Origin of the sequence: Deinococcus carri (genome assembly GCF_039545055.1) — a bacterium.
GTDB lineage: Bacteria > Deinococcota > Deinococci > Deinococcales > Deinococcaceae > Deinococcus > Deinococcus carri.
On the sequence record NZ_BAABRP010000001.1, the window covers coordinates 915,182 to 936,407 of the forward strand.

A 21,226-nucleotide genomic window follows, 5' to 3' on the forward strand; every position below is an offset into this window, starting at 1 on the left:
CTGGACCATTGATCAGGCCGTGACGGCCAGCGCCTCCTCGAAGCGGTCCACCAGACCGCGCTCGCCCAGGAGCTCTTCCAGGGCGGCCATCAGGGCGCGGTAGGGGGCGGGGCGGGCAGCCTCGCCCATCAGGCCCAGCCGCCAGATCAGGCCCGCAGTCGGCCCCAGCCCGCCGGTCACGCTGATGTCGCGCTCCCGCAGGGCGCGGCGGATGCCCGCGTCGTCGAAGCCGCCGGGCAGCCGCAGAGCCAGCACGGTGGGCAGGCGCACGGCGGGGTCGGCCACGTAGGGCCGGAAGCCCAGGGGGGCCAGCGCCGCGAGGATGGCCTCACCCACTTCGGCGGCGCGGCGCTGGCGGGCCTCCAGTCCCTCCTCCAGGGCGGCCCCCAGCGCCGCGTGGAAGGCGTAGTGCAGGTTCACCGGCACCGTGTGGTGGTAGCTGTGGTCCACCCAGTAGTCGCGCAGACCGCCGAAATCGCAGTACCACAGCGGCGTGGGGGTGCGCCGGGCCGCGTACCGGGCCAGCGCGCGGTCACTGATGGCGACGGGGGCCAGGCCGGGAGGGGCCGAGAGGCACTTCTGTGCCCCCGTGTACACGTAGTCGATGCCCCAGTCCTGCATGTGGAACGGCTCCATTCCGGCGGTCGTCACCGCGTCCACCGTCAGCAGCGCCCCGCTCCCGCGGACCAGCTCGGCAATCTCCGGGACCGGGTTCAGCACGCCGGTACTCGTCTCGCCGTGCACCACCGCGACAAGGGCCGCGCCGTCAAGCTGCGCCGCCACGGCCGCCGGGTCGATGGCCTCCCCCAGCGGGGCCGTCACCTGCCGGACGCGCGCGCCGTAGCGGGCCGCCATCTCCGCCATGCGTGCCCCGAAGGACCCGTTCACGCACACCAGCACCTCGTCCCCCGGTTCCACCAGGTTGGCGAACCCCGCCTCCATGCCCAGGCTGCCGGTCCCGGCCAGCAGCGCCGTGAAGGTGTCCGGGGCCGTGCCGTACATCTCGCGCAGCCCCTGCTGGATTTCCCCGTTCAGGGCAAAGACCAGCGGGTCCATGTGCCCCAGCATCCCGTGCAACAGCGCCCGCTGTGCCCGCGGATGAATCGGCGTCGGGCCGGGCGTCAGGAGGATGTGCCGCGCGAAGGGGTCGTGGGTGTCCTCGAACATGGTCCGGAGTGTAGCACTGACGGGGGAAGCTGGAGCAATAAGATTGCTAGAGGGGTTAGATATTGGAGTTGGTGGGCAATGATGTTGCTCTCCCCTGCTGATTCTTGGGGTTTACCGAGTTTGGGGTGTGCATAAGGTGTTGGGTGGGAAGAGTATCGTGGTTGCGGGCATATCGTGAATACTTTCACGATAAATCCAAATCGTGAAACCTTTGTTCTCCGATGCTGCTATAAGCGCCTAGAATCCCAGGTTATGAGCCTTCAGACCTCCCCTCAGCCCCTCCAGGGCGTGCTGTTCGACCGTGATGAAACGCTCGCCTACACCGACCACAGCGTGTACCGCGAGGCCGCCCTGTGGACCGCCGAGCGCTTCGGGCTGGATGCGGCGGCAGTGGGGCAGGCGCTCGCGGCGCAGTGGCAGGAGCGGGCCTTTGCCTGGTGGGACCTGCGGACGCCGGAGGACGAGGACACCTTCTGGGCCGCCTACGGGGATGAACTGTGTGCGCGGATGGGGCTGGACGCGGCGCACGCGGGCGAGCTGATGGCGGCCTTCCCGTACGAGCGGTACATGAAGCCGGTGGAGGGCGCGCGGGAGGTGCTGACCGAACTGCGCGCGCGGGGGCTGAAAGTGGGGGTGCTGAGCAACACCCTGCCCAGCATCGGCCGCACGCTGGAGGCGCTGGACCTGGCGGACCTGGTGGACGTGGCGGTGGCGACCTGCACCGCCGGGGTTCACAAGCCGGAGGCGGGCGCGTTCCAGTACGCGCTGGAACGCCTGGGCCTCCCCGCCGGGGCGGTGCTGTTCGTGGACGACAAACCCGAGAACGTGGAGGCCGCCCGCGCGCTGGGGATGGTGGCGGCGCGGATTGACCTGGGGGGGCAGGCCCCCGACGCCATCCACGACCTGCGGGCCGTGCTGCGGCTGGTGGAGGAGCGGGCGGGCGCGTGAGCGGGCCGGCCTCTCCCCTGCCGCTGCTGATAGACGGGCACCTCGACCTCGCCTGGAATGCCGCGCGGGGCCGGGACCTGGGGCTGGACCTGGCCGCGCTGCGGGCCGGCGACCCGGTAGCCGGCGAGACGGCGACCGTGACCTTCGGGGAGCTGCGGGCGGCGGGCACCCGCGTCTGCTTCGGCACGCTGTTCGCGCTGCCACGTAGCGGGGAGAGTCCGGAGGGGTACACCGACCACGCGGGCGCACGAGCGCAGGCCCTCGCGCAACTCGACCAGTACCGGCGGTGGGAGGACGCGGGGCAGGTGCGGCTGCTGCGGAGCGGGTCGGAGGTGGCCGCCCACCTCGCCGCCCCGGCCGGGCCACTGGGAGTGGTGCTGCTGATGGAGGGGGCCGACCCCATCCGGGACGCGCGGGACCTGCCCTTCTGGGTGGGGGCGGGGGTGCGGGTGATTGGCCCGGCGTGGGGCCGGACGCGCTATGCGGGTGGCACGGACGCGCCGGGTCCCCTGACGGACGCGGGGCGCGAGCTGGTCACCGCGATGCGCGAGCTGGGGGTGACGCTGGACGCCTCGCACCTCGACGATGCCGCCTTCTGGGAGGCATTGGACCTGGGGCCGCAGGTCATCGCCACCCATGCCAACAGCCGCGCGCTGGTGCCGGGCAACCGTCAGCTCAGCGACGGGATGGTGCGGGCGGTCGCGGGGGCGGGCGGCGTGGTGGGCCTGGTGTTCCTGAGCCGCTTTATCCGCCGCGGCTGGGAGGCGGGGCAGCCGCGGGCCGCGCTGGAGGAACTGGCCGCACACGCCCGGCACCTCGCGGCCCTGGTGGGCTGGGAGCATGTCGGGCTGGGGACCGACCTGGACGGCGGGTTCGGGCAGGAAAAGGCACCGGCGGGGGTGGACCGCTACCGGGACGTGCCCCTCTTGCTGGAGCGGCTGCCGCCGGAACACCGCGCGGACGTGGCGGGCGGGAACTGGGGGCGCTGGCTGACGCGCTACCTTTGAGGGGTGAGACCGACCGCAGAACTGGACCCGCGCCTGCATGCCTTCGACCCGCTGGCCCGCCTGGCCGAGGAGGCGCTGCGCGGCCGCCTGGCGGGCGAGGGCTGGCGCTTTGTCGCGCCGCACGCGGCGCGGGCGGGCAACGCCCGCGTGAGCCTGCGCGCCCGGCCCGGCGCGGACGCCCCCCAGGTGACGGAGGCGCTGCCGGGTGAGGCGCTGGAGGTCGTCGCGGAGCGGGAGGGCGGCTGGGCCTGGGTCCGCACCGCGCACGACGGCTACCTGGGCTGGGCGCGGGCGGAGGCGCTGGTGCCGGGGGACGGGCCGGGGGGCGAGGTGCGGCAGGTGACCGCGCTGCGTGCCCACGCCTTCGCGGAGCCGGGCGTGAAGGGCCGCCTGGTGGCCGAGCTGTGCGCGGGGGCGCGGCTGGAACGGGCATCCGGCGCGGAGGTGACCGAGGAGGGCCGCCGCTGGGTGCCGGTGCATCTGCCGGAGGGCCAGGAGGCCTGGGTGCAGGCGGTGGTCCTCTCCCCCATTGCTGAGGCGGACGCGGCGGGGTACGCGCTGCGCTTTCTGGAAACCCCCTACGTGTGGGGCGGGCGCAGCGCCTGGGGGCTGGACTGTTCGGGCCTCACACAGCTCGCCTACGCGGCGCTGGGCCGGTCCCTCCCGCGCGACGCCGACCAGCAGCAGGCGTCGCTGCGGCCGGTCACGGAGCCGCAGCGCGGCGACCTCGCCTTCTTTCCCGGCCACGTCGGGGTGATGCTGGACGGGCGGCGGCTGGTCCACGCGAACGCGACCCACATGCGGGTGACGGTGGAGACGCTGGGGGAAGGCGAGTACGGCGGGCGGCTGGCCGTGAGCGTCACGGGCTTCGGGCGGTGGACGGCATGACCGGGAAAGAAGGCGACGTGGCCTGGGAAACGCTGGACCTGCGGACCGCACAGCCCTTCGGCATCGCGCGCTGGACGCATTCGAGCTACCCGCGGACCTTCGTGACCTACGCGCAGGACGGCCTGACCGGGCGGGGAGAGGCCGCGCCGAACGCCTTTTACGGCGAGACGGGCGGGACGGTGGGGGCGGTGCTGCCGCTGCTGGCTGAGGCCCTGACGGATGGCTGGGACTGGGACGGTCTGCACGAGCGGATGACGGCGCGGATGCCGCAGGGCCACCCCAGCGTGAAGTGCGCGCTGGAGATGACGGCGGTGGAGTGGGCGGCCCGTGCGGCGGGGGTGCCGGCGTGGCGGCTGCTGGGGCTGTCGCCGCTCCCGCTGCCGGAGAGCAGTTATACGGTGAGTCTGGGGCCGCTGGAGGAGATGCGGCGGCAGGCGCGGGAAGCCGTCTCACGCGGCCACGGGGTGCTGAAGGTGAAGCTGGGCACCGGGCAGGACCGCCAGATCGTGGAGGCGCTGCGGGAGGAGGTGCCGGGGGCCGCGCTGCGGGTGGATGCCAACGCGGCCTGGACGCGCCCGCAGGCGAAACGGATGCTGGACGTGCTGGCCGCCGCCGATGTGGAACTGGTCGAGCAGCCCCTCGCGGCGGGCGACCTGGAGGGGCACGCCGAGCTGCGCCGGCTGAGCCGCGTGCCCCTGGTGGCCGACGAGAGCCTGCACCACGTGTCCGACGTGCCCCGGCTGGCCGCCGCCTTTGACGCCGTGAACCTCAAGCTCGCCAAGCTGGGCGGCCCCTTGCAGGCGCTCTGCGCGCTGCGGCTGGCCCGCGCGCACGGCCTGGGCGTGATGTTGGGCTGCATGATCGAGAGTTCGCTGGGCATCGCCGCCGCCGCGCACCTCGCGGGCCTGGCCGACTGGGCCGACCTCGACGGGGCGCTGCTGCTGGCGAACGACCCTTTCGGGGGCCTGGAGTGGGCGGCGGGGCAGTTGGAGCGCCCGCGCGGGGTGGGCTGGGGCGTGGAGCGGCGATGACCACCGTCGCCATTCTGGGCTGCGGCAACCGGGGCGCGGACGTGTACGCGCGGCACCTCACGGCGCAGGGGGCGCGGGTCACGCAGCTGGTGGACCCCCGCCCGGCCCGGCTCGCGGAGGTCGCGGCGCGGCATGGCCTGCCGCCGGAAGCGTGTTTCCCGGACCCCGACGCCTTTTTTGCGCGGGGGCGGGTGGTCGACGCGGTGGTGATCGCCACGCCCGACGATGCCCACGTGGGGCCGTGCCTGCGTGCCCTGGCGCTGGGGTACGACGTGCTGCTGGAAAAGCCCATCTGTCTGCATGAAGAAGAACTGGATCTGCTGCTGGCGGCGGAGGCGGCCTCACGTGGCCGGGTGACGGTCTGCCACGTTCTGCGGGCCACCGCATTCTTTGGGGCGGTGCGGGGCGTGCTGGCCTCCGGGCGGCTGGGGCGGCTGGTAGGCGTCCAGCACGCGGAGAACGTGGCGTACTGGCACTACGCGCATTCCTACGTGCGCGGCAACTGGGCGCAGTCGCCCCCCGCCGCACCGTTCGTGCTCGCCAAGAGCGGCCACGACCTGGACCTGCTGCGCTGGTTTGCGCAGGCCCCGCCCGTGCGGGTCAGCAGCGAGGGGCGGCTGAACCACTTCCGCCCGGAGGAGGCCCCGCCCGGTGCCTCGGACCGCTGCGTGACCTGCCCGGTGCCGGACTGCCCCTATGACGCGCGGCGCATCTACCTCCCGCGCGACCCGGCGCACTGGCCGGTCACGGTGCTGACCGCCGGGGGGGTCCCGCTCGCGGAGGCGCTGGAGCGGGGGCCGTACGGGCGCTGCGTGTACGGGGCCGGGAACAACGTGCCCGACCATCAGGCCGTCACGGTCACGTTTGCGAACGGCGTCACGGCCCAGCTGACCGTCAGTGCCTTTACCCACAACAACACGCGGACCCTCAAGCTGCTGGGCACCCACGGCGAACTGCGCGCCCACATGGAACGCGGCGAGCTGGAGCTGCACGACTTCCGCACCGGCGACACCGAGCGCTTCACCGTGGAGGTGGGCGGCAACCACGGCGGCGGCGACGAGGCCCTGGTGGCGGCCTGGCTGGCCTTTCTGCGCGGGGAGGCGGAGGTGCCCACCCCTCTGGCCGAATCGCTGGACTCGCACCGCATCGCCTTCGCCGCCGAGCGTGCCCGGCAGCGCGGGACGGTAGAGATGGTGGGCGTGGCCTCCTCTGGGTGAGGCTGGGGGGAGTGTATTAAGTGAAAGTATTCACGATAAATCTTGTACGTGAAATTTTTGTTTCTAGACCCCCGCTTCCCGCAAAAAATCCAGCGTGTAGCGGGCCACCGTGCGGGGAAAGCTGTCGGTGACGGCGTGGGTGCCGCCGGGAATCTCACTCACGGTGGCGTGGGGAATCAGGCGGCGGATGACCTCCAGGGTCCAGGCCTGGATGACGGGGTCGGAGGTGCCGTCCAGCAGCAGCGTGGGCGCGAGGACGTGGGGCAGGAGGGGGCCGGTCTGGTGGCGGTTCTGGTCCTGGGCGAGGCGCAGCAGGCGGGCCGGGCCGCAGCGGACGTAGGCGGCCAGGGCGGGAGGCAGAAAGAGCGGGCGCTCGCGGGGTGCGTCGAGGGCCAGGCGCAGCAGCTGCATCAGGACGCGGGGGTTCTCGGGGATGCCGGTGGGAGCGCAGGCGATCAGGGCGGACACCTGCCGGGGATGGCGCGCGGCGAGGTCGAAGACCAGCTCGCCGCCGAGGGAATGGCCCAGCAGGGGCACGCGGCCCAGACCGGAGGCGTCCAGCCAGGCCGAGAGGTGCTCGGTCAGGTCCTCGAAGGTGCGCGGGAAGCCGGGGCGGCCCTGGCTCAGGCCGTGGCCGGGGGGGTCGTAGGCGTAGACGGTGCGCTCGCGGGCGAGTTCGCGGCAGACCCGCCCGTACATCCAGGAGGCGCAGCCCAGGCCGGGCACCAGCACCAGCGGGGGGCCTTCGCCGCGCACGCGGGCGCGCGTGAGCAGTCCGGCCACCCGGACGGTGTGGACCGCGCCGCTCAAGGAGCCGCCCGTTCCTCTTCACGCAGGAAGTCGAGGACCAGGGCGTTGAAGCGCGCGGGGGCATCCACCATCACCACGTGTCCGGCGCGGGGAATCTCCTCGTAGCGTGCACCGGGAATCGCGGCGGCGAGGGCGCGGCCCAGCGCGGGGGGCACCAGGGCGTCGCGGCCGCCCCAGATCACCAGGGTGCGCGCCCGCAGCTCGGGCAGGAGGTCCTGCACGCTGTCCCTGAGCAGGTCGGCGGCGCTGCGCCACAGGTTGCGGGGGCCGCTGCGCACCGCGTCGCCCAGGATGCGCGGCACGAAGGTCAGGCGGCCGGTGAGGGCGGCGCGCGGCAGGTTCAGGGCCACCCGGTAGGGGCTGGCGCGCAGCAGGCCACTCGCGCAGGCCAGCACCAGGTTCTGCACCCGCGCGGGGCGCAGTGCCGCCACGTGCATGGAGATGTGCCCGCCCATCGAGTGCCCGATCAGGGTGACGCGGTGCAGGTCGAGGCTGTCCATCCAGGCCGCGATCAGGGCGGCGGCCTCACGCACGCCCAGCGACCGCTGCCGCCAGGCCTGCCCGTACCCGGCGAGGTCCAGCACGTAGACGCGGTGCGCGGCCGACAGGGCGGGAATGTTGCGCCGCCACCAGTGGGCCGAGCCGCTCAGGCCGTGCACCAGCACGATGGGGTCGCCCTGTCCGGTCAGGTCGTAACTCAGGGACGCGCCGCGCGAGCGGAATTGCAAAGAGCGCACCGGCCGAGGATAGACGAAAAGCCCCCGCCGGGGCAGGGGCCGTGGGGGACGGCGGGACCTTCAGGCGGGGGTGGGGGCCGCGCTCATCTTCAGGAACAGGGCGTGCAGGCGGGCGTCGGGCGTCAGTTCGGGGTGAAAGGAACTGGCGAGCAGGTTACCCTGGCGGGCCAGCACGATCTGGTCCCCGTGCCGGGCCAGCACCTCCACGCCTGCGCCCACCCGCTCGATGACGGGCGCGCGGATGAAGACGGCGGGAAAGGGCGCGTCCAGGCCCCGCACATCCAGCGGCGTATCGAAGGAATCCACCTGCCGCCCGAAGGCGTTGCGGCGCACGCTCAGGTCCATCAGGGCGAGGCTGTCCTGGTGGCCGCCGAACTGCGGGGGCGCGCCCACCACCTCACGCGCGAGCAGGATCGCCCCCGCGCAGGTGCCCCACAGCGCCCCGCCCGCCGCGTGAAAGTCGCGCACCGGGGTCCACAGCCCGAAGTCGGTCATCAGCCGGGCGATGGTGGTGCTCTCGCCGCCCGGAATCACCAGGCCCTGGAGGCCCGCGAGGTCGCCGGGCAGCCGCACCTCACGGACCCCGGCCCCGAGCGACTCCAGCCGCTGGCGGTGCTCGCGGAAGGCCCCTTGCAGGGCCAGGACGCCGATCCGGGGGGCTTCCAGCCGCCAGCTTCCAGCTTCAAGCTCTTCGCTGGCCGCTGGCCGCTGGAAGCTGGCCCCTTTTACCATCCCCGCCCCGCCAGCCGCTCCTCGGGAATCAGGGTGTCGATGTTGATGCCGGTCATGGGCGCGCCGAGGTCCTCGCTGATCTCGGCCAGCACGTCGGGGTTCTGGTAGTGGGTGACGGCCTTCACGATGGCGTGGGCGCGGCGCTCGGGGTTGTCGCTCTTGAAGATGCCGCTGCCGACGAACACGCCGTCGAGGCCGAGGTGCATCATCAGGGCCGCGTCGGCGGGGGTGGCGACGCCGCCCGCGGCGAAGTTCACGACCGGCAACTTGCCGTGCTGGTGCACGTACTGGACCAGGTGGTAGGGGGCCTGGAGGTCGCGGGCGACGGTCATCAGCTCCTCGGTGGGGCGGGCCTGGATGGCGCGGATCTCGCCCAGGACGGTGCGGGCGTGGCGCACGGCCTCGATGATGTTGCCGGTGCCGGCCTCACCCTTGGTGCGGATCATGCTGGCCCCCTCGCCCACGCGGCGCAGCGCCTCGCCCAGGTTCTTCGCGCCGCACACGAAGGGCACGGCGAAGCTGGCCTTCTCGATGTGGTACTGGTCGTCGGCGGGCGTCAGCACTTCCGACTCGTCGATAAAGTCCACGCCGATGGCCTGGAGAATCTGCGCCTCGACGATGTGGCCGATGCGGACCTTCGCCATCACGGGGATCGTCACCGCGCCGATGATCTCCCTGATCATCTTGGGGTCGCTCATGCGGGCGACGCCCCCGTCCTTGCGGATGTCGGCGGGCACGCGCTCCAGCGCCATCACGGCGGTGGCCCCGGCGGCCTCCGCGATACGGGCCTGATCAGCCGTCACCACGTCCATGATGACGCCGCCCTTGAACATCTCGGCAAAGCCCTGCTTGATCTGGGGGGTTCCGGTCTGGGCCATTGCGGTGGAGGCAGGTTCGGTCATGCCCCCAGCCTAACGTCCAACTGGCCCCAGAAGCAGGGCCAGTTGGGGGCCGGGCAGGGGGTCAGTTTCCGGGAGGGTCGGTCCGCACAACGCGCCGGATGCTCTCCACCAGCTGCGAGGGGCGGAAGGGCTTGACCAGGTACTCGCTGCGCAGGCCGGGCACCTGCTCGGGGCGGTTCAGGCCCGACAGGAAGACGACGGGGGGCATGGCCTCCCCGAGTTCGGCCTGGAGGCGGCGGCAGGTTTCGAAGCCGTCCCAGGGGGTCATCAGCACGTCCATCACGATCACGTCGAAGGTGGCCTGCCCCGCGGCACACAGGGCCAGGGGGCCGCTGCGGGCCGTGACCACCCGGAAGCCGTGCATCCCCAGCGTCAGGTCGAGCAGTTCGAGAATCTGCTCCTCGTCGTCCACGACCAGCAGGTGGAGTGCCTGGCCCCCCGCGCTCATGGCAGCAGCGCCAGCGGATCGACGGCCTGGCCGTTCAGCCGCACCTCGAAGTGCAGGTGGGGGCCGGTGCAGATGCCGGTGCAGCCGACGTAGCCCAGCAGGTCGCCCGGCTGCACCGGCTGGCCGGCGGTGACGGCGGTGCGGCTGAGGTGCCCGTAGATCACGGTGCTGCTGCCCTGGACCGTATAGACATTCATGCCGTAAGCACCATACCCGCTCTCGGTGACGGTGCCGGCCGCAGATGCGTAGATGGGGGTGCCGGACGGGGCGGCCAGGTCCACGCCGCCGTGAAAGACCTGCTTGTGAAAGTCGATGTCCGCCTCGCCGTAGCGGCTGGTGATGCGGTAACTGTGCATCGGCCAGGCCAGGCGGGTTCCGGCGGCGACGTTCACACTCGCCGGGCGGGTGGCGGGGGCCAGGGCGGCGGCCTGGGCCTGCTGGCGCTGACGCTCACGTTCGGCGGCCTGGGCGGCCTCGAACTGCACCTGCTGCTCGTACTGCTCGATACGGCGCTGGCGCTCGGGGCTGGCCTGCCAGGCGAGGTAGGCCTCGTACTGGGCCTGGCGGGCGTACTTCTCCTCCAGGCGCTGGCGCTCGCGGTCCTGCTGCCAGGCCACGTAGCGGTCGTACTGCGCCTGCACGCGCGCCTGGTGCTCGGCCTCCTCGCGCTCGGCGCGGCGGCGGGCCAGCTCTTCCCCGAAGCTCTCGGCGCGGATGCCGGGCAGCAGCAGGTAGTCGCCGGGCCGCAGGGCATTGGGCAGCACCTCGTTGGCGCGGGCGGTGCGGGTGAGGTCGGCCCCGTAGCCGGCGATCAGGCCCAGGGCCGTCTGACCCGGCTTGATGCGGACCAGCAGACCGCGCTCGGCGGTGGGAATCAGCAGGGTTTCCCCCGGCGTCAGCGTGTCGAGGCTCGGGCGGTCGAGGTTGGCGCTGAGCAGGTCCAGCAGGGTCAGGCCGTACCGCGCCGCGACCGTGCTCAGGGTCTCGCCCGCGCGGACCGTGTGGGTCACGACCGAGCTGGGCAGGACGGGGGGCCGGGCCGCTTCGGGAGCGGGGAGCCGCACCCGGAAGACGCGCCCGGCCTCGCCCGGCTCGCGGGGCAGGGCGTCCACGGCGGCCGCGGGAACGCCGTAGCGGGCCGCCAGCCGCGCCGGACCCTGGGCCGTGACCACCAGGAGGCTGGGGGCCTGCGCCTGCGGCTCGCGGGTGAGGTGAACGGCGGGCAACGCGGCGCGCAGCTGCTCGGCGGGGGTGGGAACGCCCAGCAGGAGCGTCTGCCCTTCGGACTCCTCCGGCACGTCGGGCCGGGCGGCAGCGAGGGGAGCGAGGGCGGACAGGCCACACAGCGCGAGCGTGAGCGGCAGCCGCCGGGACAGGGGAGCGTGGCCCCGTGGGGGGGATGGGGGAAACTCGGGCACCGGACCTCCAAAAAAGGCAGCAAGCAGGGCGCGCCCGCCCCAGAAGGGGAAGCGGGCACGGGGGCGGGGCTTCAGCCGCCGGCCAGGGCCTGCAGGAATTCGACGTTGTTGCGCGTCTTGCCCATGCGTGAGAGCAGCATCTCCATCGCGTCGGCGGGGTCCATGTCGCTGATCACCTTGCGCAGCAGCCACATCTTCTTCAGCACCTCGGGCTGGAGCAGCAGCTCCTCGCGGCGGGTGCCCGACTTCAGGATGTCCATCGCGGGGAAGATGCGGCGCTCTTCCAGGCGGCGCGAGAGGACCAGTTCGGCATTGCCGGTCCCCTTGAACTCCTCGAAGATCACGTCGTCCATGCGCGAGCCGGTTTCCACCAGCGCGGTCGCCAGGATGGTGAGGCTGCCGCCCTCGCGGATGTTGCGCGCCGCGCCCAGAAAGCGCTTGGGCCAGTGCAGCGCATTGGAATCGAGGCCGCCGGATAAGGTGCGCCCGGTGGGCGGCGTGACCAGGTTGTTGGCGCGGGCCAGGCGGGTGATCGAGTCGAGCAGGATCACCACGTGCCCGCCTTCCTCCACGATGCGGCGGGCGCGTTCGTGGACGAACTCGGCCACCCGGACGTGGTGCTGGGGCGGCTCGTCGAAGGTCGAGGCGATCACCTGCGCGCCCTGCACGCTCTCGCGGAAGTCGGTGACCTCCTCGGGGCGCTCGTCCACCAGCAGGACCATCACCGTCACGTCGGGGTAGTTCTTGACGATGGAGTTGGCGATCTTCTTGAGCAGGGTGGTCTTGCCTGCCTTGGGCGGCGCGACGATCAGCGCGCGCTGCCCGCGGCCGATGGGCACCAGCAGATCCACCACCCGCAGCGAGAGACTGTCGTCCATCAGCGGGTCTTCCAGCACCAGCTGACGGTCGGGGAAGGTCGGGGTGAGGTCGTCGAAGCGGGGGCGCTGGCGGGCGGACTGGGGGTCCAGGCCGTTGACGGCCTCCACCTGCACCAGCGTGCCGTAGCGCTCGTTCTCGCGGGGCTTGCGGGCGCGGCCGATCACCTCGTCGCCGGTGCGCAGGTGGTACTGCTTGATGACGCCCGCCGTCACCAGCACGCTTCTGGAGGCCGGTTCCAGCAGATCGGACTGGAGAAAGCCGTAGCCGTCGGGGCTGATGTCGAGGTAGCCGCGCGCCAGGACCTGCCCCTCGGCCTCCGCCTGCCGCTCCATGATGGCGAGGGCCAGGGCATCCTTTTTCAGCTTGCGGTAGTTCTCGATGCCCGACTGGGCGGCGATCAGGTGCAGCTCGGGCAGAATCTTCTGCTGGAGTTCGTGAAAGGGAAGCGGCGCGGTGTGGGGTTCGGTCACTGCTGCCGGCCTCCCTGGCTGGGTTCACTCTGCCCGGTTTCTGCGTTCACGCCGCCCTGCTGCGGGTTGGTGCCCGCCTCGCTGGGGGGGGTTTCGGGGTTGGCCCCGGCACGCTTGGCCCAGTCCTTGAGGAAGGCGTCCAGGCCCGCCTGGGTCAGCGGGTGCTTGATCATCTGGGTAAAGACCTTGTAGGGGATGGTCGCCACGTCGGCCCCGGCGAGGGCGGACTGCACCACATGCTGGGGGTGGCGGATGGAGGCGGCCAGCACCTTGGTCCGGATGTCGCCCAGGACGTAGGCTTCCTTGATCTGGCGCACGAGTTCGATGCCGTCCCAGCCGATGTCGTCCACGCGGCCCGCGAAGGGGCTGATGTAGGTCGCGCCTGCGCGGGCAGCCAGCAGCGCCTGCGGCACGCTGAAGCACAGGGTGATGTTGGTCTTGATGCCCTCGCTCGTCAGCGTCTTGCAGGCCTGCAACCCCGCCGGGGTCAGCGGCAGCTTGACGACGACATGCTCGCTCCAACCCGCGACCTCGCGGCCTTCTTTGATCATGCCTTCCGCGTCCAGCGCGGTCACCTCGGCGCTGATGGCTCCGCCCACCAGCTCAGCGATTTCCTGGATCACTTCCTTGAAGTCGCGGCCCGAGGAGGCGACCAGGCTGGGGTTGGTGGTGACGCCCGACAGGACGCCCCAGGCATTGATTTCGCGAATCTCGTCCACGATGGCGGTATCGATGAAAAATTCCATGTTGACTCTCCTTGGTTTTCTGGCCCTGGCTTGCTGGCCTGGCGGTCTGGTCCTGCGGCCGTCTTGTTGAGATTGTAGGCAACGCGCGCAGCACCTGCCATAACCGCATGGTCAGAAGTGCCTCACCCCTGTGACCTTCCACTTCAGCATATCCGGCCGGTCAGGAATGCGTCACATGACGGATTGACCCTGCCCATGCTGCGCGCCTACCATGAGGGACATCCCCAGCCGGGGGTGAGCAACCCGAAGAAGGCGAACGCGAGAAGAGTACGCGGGGCCACGCGGCCACGAGCGAGTCAGGGATGGTGAGAGCCTGACGGTCCGCCCCCCGCCGAAGATCCCCTCCCGCGCCGGACGAAGAAAGGCCCGCAGGCTCACTAGACCGTCCCGGACGCCCCCCGACAGAGGGCACGACGAGGCCGCCTCCGTGTGGCGAAGTTGGGTGGTACCACGCGCGAGCACGTTTCCCGGCGCGTCCCAGCACACAAAGCTGGGGCGCGCTTTGTTTTTGGTCTAACCGCCGAACAGCCTCCCCTTTTTGACCCTTAGACCGTTAGACGGCCCAACCCTCTACCCCGCCGCTTTTCAAGTCCGAAGGAGCACTATGACCACCACCGACCCCAGGCCCACCACCTCCCCCCCCACCCCTTCGGACACTCTGTTTCAGCCGGTGAACTCGCAGCCCAGCTTCCGCGAACTCGAAGAAGGCGTGCTGAACTTCTGGCAGGCGGGCCATGTCTTCGAGCAGACACAGGAGCGCAAAGAAGGCCAGCCCGAGTTCGTGTTCTACGAGGGGCCGCCCACCGCGAACGGGCGTCCGGCGCTGCACCACGTCCTGGCGCGCTCCTTCAAGGACCTGTTTCCGCGCTACAAGGTGATGCAGGGCTACCACGTCACCCGCAAGGGCGGCTGGGACACCCACGGCCTGCCGGTGGAGATCAGCGTGGAGAAGCGGCTGGGGCTGCTGGGGCGCAACCACGGCGCGAGCCGGGCCGAGCTGGAGGAGTTCAACCGCCTGTGCCGCACGTCGGTGTGGGAAACCATTCAGGAGTGGAACACCTTCACCGAGCGGCTGGGGTACTGGGTGGACCTCAGCGACCCCTACATCACGTATGAGAACGAGTACGTGCAGAGCGTGTGGAACCTGCTTAAAAGGCTGCACGCGCAGGGGCTGATCGCGCAGGACTACAAGGTGGTGCCCCTCTCGCCGCGCATCAGCACCACGCTCTCGCGGGCCGAACTGGGTGAAGTGGATTCCTACCGCATGGTGGACGACCCCAGCGTGTACGTGCGCTTCCCGGTGATCTGGGACACGCTGCCCGAGCGGGCACACGCTGTGCTGAGCGGGCTGAGCGGCGAGGACCGGCAGAACCTCGCGCTGGTGGTGTGGACCACGACGCCCTGGACGCTGCCCAGCAACACGCTGGCGGCGGTGAACGCGGACCTGACGTATGTGGTCGCGCGCAGCGAGGCGGGGCCGATCATCGTGGCGGCCGACGCGGTGGAACGCCTCTCGGGGCTGCACAAGAACGCCGCGCCGCTGGAGGTGCTGACGAGCTTCGCGGGCCGCGAGCTGGAGGGCGTGGAATACGAGCCGCCGTTCCCGGAAGTGGCGACCGAACTGGGCGTGGTGAGGGAACTGCACGAGCGCAATGCGCAGGGCCGCCCGGTGATGCACTTCGTGACGCTGGCGGACTTCGTGAGCGCGGAGGACGGCTCGGGCGTGGCGCACGAGGCCCCGGCCTACGGCGCGGAGGACCTGGAGCTGGCCCGCAAGTACGGCGTGCCGCTGATGTTCGGGGTGGACGACCACGGCATCCTGCGGGTCACGGGCGAGCGCGGCAAGTTCTTCAAGGACGCGGACAAGGGCCTGATCGCGGACCTCAAGGCGCGGGGGCTGATGTTCTGGGCGGGCACGCTGCGCCACCGCTACCCCTTCCACGACCGCACCGGCGACCCGATCCTCTACTTCGCCAAGAAGGGCTGGTACATCCGCACGAACAGCGTCTCGGAGCGGATGCTGGAGGAGAACCAGAAGATCAACTGGGTCCCGGCGAACATCAAGAACGGGCGCTTCGGCAACTGGCTGGAGGGCAATGTGGACTGGGCCATCTCCCGCGAGCGCTACTGGGGCACGCCGCTGCCCTTCTGGCTCAGCGAGGACGGCGACCTGCGCGTGGTGGGCAGCGTGGCGGAACTCTCGGAGCTGACCGGGCGCGACCTCACGGACCTCGACCTGCACCGGCCCTACATCGACGACATCACGTTCGAGCAAAGCGGCAAGACCTACCGCCGCGTGCCGGAGGTGCTGGACGTGTGGTTCGACTCCGGCTCGATGCCCTACGCGCAGTGGCACCTGCTGACGGACGAGACGGGCGAGCACGCGCTGCCGGGCGCGGGGGCGCAGAAGGAACTGTTCGAGCGCCACTTCCCCGCCGACTTCATCAGCGAGGCCATCGACCAGACGCGCGGGTGGTTCTACAGCCTGCACGCGATCAGCACCATGCTCTATGGCCAGCCCGCGTACAAGAACGTCATCTGCCTGGGCCACATCGTGGACGAGCACGGTGCGAAGATGAGCAAGAGCAAGGGCAACGTGGTGGAGCCGCTGCCGCTGTTCGACCGCTACGGTGCCGACTCCGTGCGCTGGTACATGTTCATGGCGTCGGACCCCGGCGACCAGAAGCGCTTTTCCGAGCGGCTGGTGGCCGAGGCGCAGCGCAACTACGTGAACACGCTGTGGAACGTCTATTCCTTCTTCGTGCTGTACGCGAATCTGGACCGGCCGGAGCTGGGGGCGGCCCCCGCGCTGTCCGAGCGCCCCGAGATGGACCGCTGGCTGCTCGCGCGGCTGGAGGAGACGGTGCGGGACGTGACGGCCTCGCTCGACGCCTACGACGCCCGCGGGGGCGGACGCGCGCTGGAACGCTTCGTGAACGACCTGAGCAACTGGTACGTCCGCCGCAATCGCAGCCGGTTCTGGGGCGAGGGTGGACAGGTGGATGTGGCCGCCTACGCCACGCTGCACGAGGCGCTGGTGGTGGTGTCGCAGCTCACGGCACCCTTCACGCCGTTCCTGGCGGAGGCGATGTACCGCAACCTCACGCGCGGGGAGGGCGCACAGAGTGTCCATCTCACCCGCTGGCCGCAGGTCCGCGCCGAGCGGCTGGACGAGCGGCTGACCGCCGAGATGGCCGCCGTGATGAAGGTGGTCGAGCTGGGCCGGGCGGTGCGCGGCGCGCACAATCTCAAGACGCGGCAGCCGCTGGCGAGCGTGACCGTGCGCGCGGGTACGCCGGAACTGACGGACGCGCTGCGCCGCTCGCAGGAGCAGCTCATGGAGGAGCTGAACGTCAAACAGGTGCAGTTCCTGGAGGGCGTGACCGACCTGGTGCAATACAGCCTGCGCCCCAATCTGCCCGTCATCGGCAAGGTGTACGGCAAGGCGCTCCCCGCCGTGCGCGCGGCGCTGGCGCAGGCGGACGCGGCGGCGGTGGCCCGCGCGGTGCAGGCGGGCGAGAGCTTCACGGTGGAGGCGAACGGGCAGCAGTTCGAGCTGACGCCGGAGGGGGTGCTGGTGGATGCCAAGGCCCCCGAGGGAGTCGCGGCGGCGGAGGACGCCGGGTTCCTGGTGGCCTTCGACACGCACCTGACGCGCGACCTGGTGCTGGAGGGCCTGGCCCGCGACCTGGTGCGCGGCATTCAGGAGGCGCGTAAGGCGGCGGGCTTCGAGGTGCAGGACCGTATCCGCCTCGCGCTGGACCTGGAGGGGGACGCCCGCGAGGCAGCCGAACAGTGGCGCGACTTCATCGCCGGGGAGGTGCTGGCGTCCGAGCTGACCTTTGGGCCAGGCGAGGGCCATGCGGCGGAGGTGGAGGGCGGCACGGCTTATCTGACACGGCTCTGAGGTTATGAGGAGAAGGGGGCGGGCCTGCCAGGTGCCCGCCCCTTTCCCTGTGGCCCCTTTCCTTGTGGCGGGGTTGACCGGCTTCCCACCCCATCCTCCGGAATGCCCGGCAGGATGAGGGGGCAGGAGGAAGCCATGCCCTACAACAGCATCTCGGAGTTGCCGCAGTCGCAGGTGGACCAGTACGACCCGCACCAGAAAGAAGCTTTCCTGAAAGCCTTCAACAGCGCCCTGGAGGAGTACGGCGACGAGCACCGCGCCTTTGCCGTCGCCCACACGGCGGCCGAGAAGGCGGGCGCGAAGGAAGAGCGCGAGCAGGAGAAGTAACTGTCATTCGGGCGCGGCTGGGAGGAGGACTCTCAGCCGCGCCTTTTTGGTGACTGCTGTTACCACCAGAGTACGAACAATATGGGAAGAGACCTCCTACGCTAGGGCATGACCTGGAATCCCGAGCAGTACCACCGCCACCGCGAGGCCCGCAGCGCGCCCGTCCGGGACCTGCTGGCGATGCTTCCTGGCCTCCCCTACCGCGACGCCGTGGACCTGGGGTGTGGGACCGGGGAGCATACGCGGACGCTGGCGGAGCGTTTTCCGGTGGCGCGGGTGCTGGGGCTGGACAGCAGTGCCGAGATGCTGGCGCGGGCGGATGCGGGGGGCCTCTCCAACCTGCGTTTCGAGCAGGGGGACATTCTGGAGCTGCGGGGGGAGTACGACCTGATCTTCTCGAACGCGGCCCTCCAGTGGCTCCCGGACCACCCGGCGCTGCTGGCCCGGCTATGGTCCAGGGTGCGGCCCGGCGGGGTGCTGGCGGTGCAGGTGCCCGCGAACCACGACCATGCCAGCCACCGCCTGCTGACCGACACGGCAAACGAGTTCGGGGCCGAGTTGCAGGGCTTTACCCGCTTCGGCACGGCACATGGGGTCTCCCCGGTGCTGACCCAGGCGGAGTACGCCGAGACGCTGGACGGGCTGGGGGCAACCGACATCACCGCCATCAGCAAGGTCTATCCGGTGGTGCTGCCGGGCGCGGAGGGTGTGCTGGACTGGACGCGGGGAACGGCGCTGGTGCCCTACCTTTCCCGCCTGAGTCAGGAGGATGGGGCGCGGTTCACGGCGGCCTACCTGGCACGCCTGCGGGCGCAGTGGCCGGGCGAGCGGGTGTTCTACGCCTTCACGCGGGTGCTGTTCACGGCGCGGCGGGGCTGAGGGCGGCGTAAACGACTGGGGCATACCCTCCTCTCCCGGCCGACCCAGATGTGCCTAGACGCCGCCTCTGCTGCTGCCGTCCCTGCTGCGCCTCTCGCCTACGGGCTGGCCCTGGCGGGTGTGACCGTCGGGAGCATCACCGACCAGTCCTGTTCGCTGTGGACGCCGCGCCTGCTGCCTTTCCGGCAGCACGGGCAACTGGATCACCTGAGCTTTCTGGCCTTCCTGGGGGGGCCGCGGTTTTCAGGGATGTGGCGGGACCGGGCGTACCTGCCGGGTGTGCTGGCGGCCTCTCTGACGGCGCAGGGGCTGACTGACAGGGAGGCCTGCCAGAAGGACAGGTGACGGAGCGTCCGCAGGACCCCGCTGCCAGGACCATCAGCGAGCCGCTTCCGCAAAAAGCTGTTCAGCCTCGCTGAACCCGTAGAAGGACGCCGCCATCGCCTGATACGTCCCCGAGTCCCGCAGTTCCCGGGCGATGCGTGCAGTCAGGCCCAGGGTGGCGAGCATGGCGCTCTGCCCTATGCTCACGCGGACCGCTCCCGCGTCCAGCAAGGCGGCCACCGAGGGCGCGCCCGGGAACGCCATCACCGTGACAGGGCCGCCCAGGTCCGAGGCCAGCCGGCGAAGCGTGGCCGGGTCGGTCAGGAGCGGCACGAACACGCTGTCGGCCCCCGCGTTCAGGTAGGCCCGGCCCCGGCGCAGGGTTTCGGCCAGGCGCTCCTCTTCTCCGTTGCCGAACTGCGTGATGTACGTATCCGTCCGCGCGTTGAGGTACACGGGGAGGCCAGCGGCGTCGGCGGCAGTCCGGGCGGCTTCCAGACGGCGTTGCTGCTCCTCCAGGGTGTAGAGCGGCTGCTCGGGGCGGCCCGTGGCGTCCTCCAGGTTCAGGCCCACTGCGCCGGCCGCCACAAAATCGGTCACGCTGCGGGCCACATCGGCGGGCGAGTCGCCGTACCCGGCTTCGATGTCGGCGTTCACGGGGATGCCGACCGCGTCCACGATGGCCGCCACCTCCCGGCACATCCCGGCCCGCGTGAGGGTCTGTCCGTCCCGTCTGCCGCGCGAGTAGGCGATGCCCGCGCTGGTGGTGCCGATGGCCGGGAAGCCCGCCGCCTCGAAGATGCGGGCACTGGCCGCGTCCCAGACGTTGGGCAGGAGGAAGCCGCGCTCAGCGTGGTGCAGGTTCTGAAAGGTCCGGGCCTGGGTCAGCGGGGGCTGTGCTGTGGTGATCATGGGGCATCTCCTTACGGGTCTGAAAGCGGTGCCAGAAGTGCAGGGTGGCGAGGCTGCGGTGCGGCGCGAACCGGCCCATCAGGGCGGCCGTCTGCTGGCGGTCGGGGCGGCTGTCCAGCGCGAAGAAGTGTTGCAGTTCACGGGCGAGCGCCGCGTCGCCTAGCGGCAGGCAGTCCTGAAAGCCGAGGGCGCGCAGCATCACGTACTGGGCCGACCAGGGGCCGATGCCCGGCAGACCGAGCAGGGTGCGCTCGGCCCGCGTGGCGGTCCCGGCGGCCAGCGTGTCCAGGGAAAGCCGGCCCCCGGCCACCTGCCGCGCGGCGTTCAGCAGGGCGGCGGCCCTGGCCCGCGTCAGGCCCAGGGCCAGCAGGGCCGGCTCGTCCAGGGCGGCGACCGCTTCCGGGGATGGGGGCACCCACAGGCCCCCGCCCACCTCCCGGCCGGCGCTCCTGACCAGCCGCCGCCGCAGGGTGCAGACGAGGGAAAAGGTGATCTGCTGGCCCAGGATGGCCCACAGCAGGCCGTCGAAGAGGTCGGCCACCAGGGGCAGACGCAGCCCCCGCCGACCGGCCAGCAGCGGCGCGAGGTCGGGGTGCGGCGCGACGTGCGCCTCGAACCGGCCGGGGTCGGCCGTGAGGCCCAGCCGCCGCAGCAGGATTTCGTGGAGCGCGCCCCAGTCCACCTCTGCACCGTCCACCCCCGACTGATCGGGAGGCAGGACCGGTGTACAGGTGGCCGTGCCCGACCCGAATTCCACCCGCACCGCCAGCGGCCCGGAGGGCAGGCGCAGCGCCGCCGTGTACGTGTCCCCCGTGACGCGGGAGGTGAGGCTTTGTGGGTCGCGGCCCAGGTCACGCAGGATGGCGGCCACGGGGTAGCCCGCGGGGAGGGTCAGGCGCAGGACCTGTTCCTGCGGGAGGCGGCGGTACGCCCCCGGGGTCAGGCCACTCCAGCGGCGGAACTGCTCCCCGAAGGCGGACAGGCTCTCGAAGCCCACCCCGAACGCGATGTCGGCGACCGAGCGCGGGGAGGTCAGGAGGAGCCGCCGCGCCGCCGCGACCCGGTGACGGGCCAGCCACTCGGCGGGCGGCAGGTGAAAGTGCAGGCGGAACAGCTCGTGCAGCTTGCTGGTGCTGACCCCGGCCACGCTCGCCAGATGGGCCACGTTCCGGATCGCGGCGGGGGAACTGCGGAAGAGGGCGGCCAGCCCCTCCACCCGCGCTTCCTCCGCATGAATGCCCGCATAGAAGTCGTCGGGCCTGCACCGCAGACAGGGGCGCAGGCCCGCGCACCGGGCGCTCCGGGGTGAGTCGTGGAAGACGACGTTTTCCGGCTTGGGCTTTCTCGCGCGGCAGGACGGCAGGCAGTAGATGCCCGTGCTGATCACGCCGGTGATGAAGTGCCCGTCGTAGGCGGGGTCCGCCGCCAGCATGCGCTCCAGCATCCGTTCGCGGCTCAGGGGCAGGGACATGCCGCC

At 71.3% G+C, this 21,226-nt stretch carries 20 protein-coding genes; 9 read left to right on the plus strand and 11 right to left on the minus strand.

Features of this window, described 5'->3' with window-relative positions; translation table 11 throughout:
• Positions 1-12: 12 nt before the first annotated feature.
• Positions 13-1,167, minus strand: a complete 1,155-nt coding sequence (locus tag ABEA67_RS04565; RefSeq protein WP_345461531.1) for an aminotransferase class V-fold PLP-dependent enzyme — start codon at positions 1,165-1,167, stop codon at positions 13-15.
• 252 nt (positions 1,168-1,419) lie between these two features.
• Between ABEA67_RS04565 and ABEA67_RS04570 the strand changes: the two genes are divergently transcribed.
• The 5 genes from ABEA67_RS04570 to ABEA67_RS04590 are packed head-to-tail and all read left to right on the plus strand — an operon-like array spanning position 1,420 to position 6,258.
• The gene (locus tag ABEA67_RS04570; protein WP_345461534.1) at positions 1,420-2,115 is read left to right on the plus strand and encodes an HAD family hydrolase; all 696 of its coding nucleotides are present in this window, start codon (positions 1,420-1,422) and stop codon (positions 2,113-2,115) included.
• Positions 2,112-3,122 carry a dipeptidase gene (locus tag ABEA67_RS04575; protein WP_345461537.1) on the plus strand — a complete coding sequence of 337 codons (1,011 nt, stop codon included), beginning with the start codon at positions 2,112-2,114 and terminating at the stop codon, positions 3,120-3,122. Before ABEA67_RS04570 ends, ABEA67_RS04575 begins: the two co-directional genes overlap by 4 nt.
• Before the next feature lie 3 nt (positions 3,123-3,125).
• Complete coding sequence (locus ABEA67_RS04580) at positions 3,126-4,010, plus strand: C40 family peptidase (protein WP_345461540.1); 885 nt, start codon at positions 3,126-3,128, stop codon at positions 4,008-4,010.
• The gene (locus ABEA67_RS04585) at positions 4,007-5,041 is read left to right on the plus strand and encodes a dipeptide epimerase (protein ID WP_345461543.1); all 1,035 of its coding nucleotides are present in this window, start codon (positions 4,007-4,009) and stop codon (positions 5,039-5,041) included. Before ABEA67_RS04580 ends, ABEA67_RS04585 begins: the two co-directional genes overlap by 4 nt.
• Positions 5,038-6,258 carry a Gfo/Idh/MocA family protein gene (locus ABEA67_RS04590; RefSeq protein ID WP_345461546.1) on the plus strand — a complete coding sequence of 407 codons (1,221 nt, stop codon included), beginning with the start codon at positions 5,038-5,040 and terminating at the stop codon, positions 6,256-6,258. Before ABEA67_RS04585 ends, ABEA67_RS04590 begins: the two co-directional genes overlap by 4 nt.
• Positions 6,259-6,321: 63 nt before the next feature.
• Here ABEA67_RS04590 and ABEA67_RS04595 read toward each other — a convergent pair whose 3' ends face one another.
• The 8 genes from ABEA67_RS04595 to fsa form a co-directional block, all read right to left on the minus strand.
• The gene (locus tag ABEA67_RS04595; RefSeq protein ID WP_345461549.1) at positions 6,322-7,068 is read right to left on the minus strand and encodes an alpha/beta fold hydrolase; all 747 of its coding nucleotides are present in this window, start codon (positions 7,066-7,068) and stop codon (positions 6,322-6,324) included.
• Positions 7,065-7,805 (minus strand): alpha/beta fold hydrolase, encoded by a 741-nt coding sequence (locus ABEA67_RS04600; protein WP_345461552.1) that lies wholly within the window; start codon positions 7,803-7,805, stop codon positions 7,065-7,067. Before ABEA67_RS04600 ends, ABEA67_RS04595 begins: the two co-directional genes overlap by 4 nt.
• Positions 7,806-7,865: 60 nt before the next feature.
• Entirely contained in the window at positions 7,866-8,537 is a 672-nt protein-coding gene (gene pdxT, locus ABEA67_RS04605; RefSeq protein WP_425557149.1) for a pyridoxal 5'-phosphate synthase glutaminase subunit PdxT, read from the minus strand.
• Positions 8,531-9,439, minus strand: a complete 909-nt coding sequence (gene pdxS, locus ABEA67_RS04610; RefSeq protein ID WP_345461555.1) for a pyridoxal 5'-phosphate synthase lyase subunit PdxS — start codon at positions 9,437-9,439, stop codon at positions 8,531-8,533. Before pdxS ends, pdxT begins: the two co-directional genes overlap by 7 nt.
• A 61-nt stretch (positions 9,440-9,500) precedes the next feature.
• Positions 9,501-9,887 carry a response regulator transcription factor gene (locus tag ABEA67_RS04615; RefSeq protein WP_345461558.1) on the minus strand — a complete coding sequence of 129 codons (387 nt, stop codon included), beginning with the start codon at positions 9,885-9,887 and terminating at the stop codon, positions 9,501-9,503.
• Positions 9,884-11,305, minus strand: coding sequence for a peptidoglycan DD-metalloendopeptidase family protein (locus tag ABEA67_RS04620; RefSeq protein WP_345461561.1), 1,422 nt, complete (start codon positions 11,303-11,305; stop codon positions 9,884-9,886). The genes ABEA67_RS04615 and ABEA67_RS04620 overlap by 4 nt, the downstream gene beginning before the upstream one ends.
• 71 nt (positions 11,306-11,376) lie before the next feature.
• Positions 11,377-12,654: a transcription termination factor Rho gene (gene rho / locus ABEA67_RS04625; RefSeq protein WP_345461564.1), complete on the minus strand. Its 1,278-nt coding sequence runs from the start codon at positions 12,652-12,654 to the stop codon at positions 11,377-11,379.
• The gene (gene fsa, locus ABEA67_RS04630; RefSeq protein WP_345461567.1) at positions 12,651-13,400 is read right to left on the minus strand and encodes a fructose-6-phosphate aldolase; all 750 of its coding nucleotides are present in this window, start codon (positions 13,398-13,400) and stop codon (positions 12,651-12,653) included. Before fsa ends, rho begins: the two co-directional genes overlap by 4 nt.
• Before the next feature lie 604 nt (positions 13,401-14,004).
• Between fsa and ileS the strand changes: the two genes are divergently transcribed.
• The 4 genes from ileS to ABEA67_RS04650 all read left to right on the plus strand — a co-directional run bounded on the left by ileS (position 14,005) and on the right by ABEA67_RS04650 (position 18,858).
• Positions 14,005-17,307, plus strand: a complete 3,303-nt coding sequence (gene ileS / locus ABEA67_RS04635) for an isoleucine--tRNA ligase (protein ID WP_345461570.1) — start codon at positions 14,005-14,007, stop codon at positions 17,305-17,307.
• Between the two features lie 135 nt (positions 17,308-17,442).
• Complete coding sequence (locus tag ABEA67_RS04640) at positions 17,443-17,634, plus strand: ChaB family protein (protein WP_345461573.1); 192 nt, start codon at positions 17,443-17,445, stop codon at positions 17,632-17,634.
• A gap of 108 nt (positions 17,635-17,742) precedes the next feature.
• Positions 17,743-18,513, plus strand: a complete 771-nt coding sequence (locus tag ABEA67_RS04645; protein WP_345461576.1) for a methyltransferase domain-containing protein — start codon at positions 17,743-17,745, stop codon at positions 18,511-18,513.
• A gap of 48 nt (positions 18,514-18,561) precedes the next feature.
• Positions 18,562-18,858: a hypothetical protein gene (locus ABEA67_RS04650; protein ID WP_345461579.1), complete on the plus strand. Its 297-nt coding sequence runs from the start codon at positions 18,562-18,564 to the stop codon at positions 18,856-18,858.
• A gap of 33 nt (positions 18,859-18,891) precedes the next feature.
• Here ABEA67_RS04650 and ABEA67_RS04655 read toward each other — a convergent pair whose 3' ends face one another.
• A complete protein-coding gene (locus ABEA67_RS04655; protein WP_345461582.1) occupies positions 18,892-19,749 on the minus strand; it encodes an isocitrate lyase/PEP mutase family protein in 858 nt (285 codons plus the stop codon).
• Positions 19,685-21,220 (minus strand): DNA-3-methyladenine glycosylase 2, encoded by a 1,536-nt coding sequence (locus ABEA67_RS04660; protein ID WP_345461585.1) that lies wholly within the window; start codon positions 21,218-21,220, stop codon positions 19,685-19,687. Before ABEA67_RS04660 ends, ABEA67_RS04655 begins: the two co-directional genes overlap by 65 nt.
• Positions 21,221-21,226 lie beyond the last annotated feature (6 nt).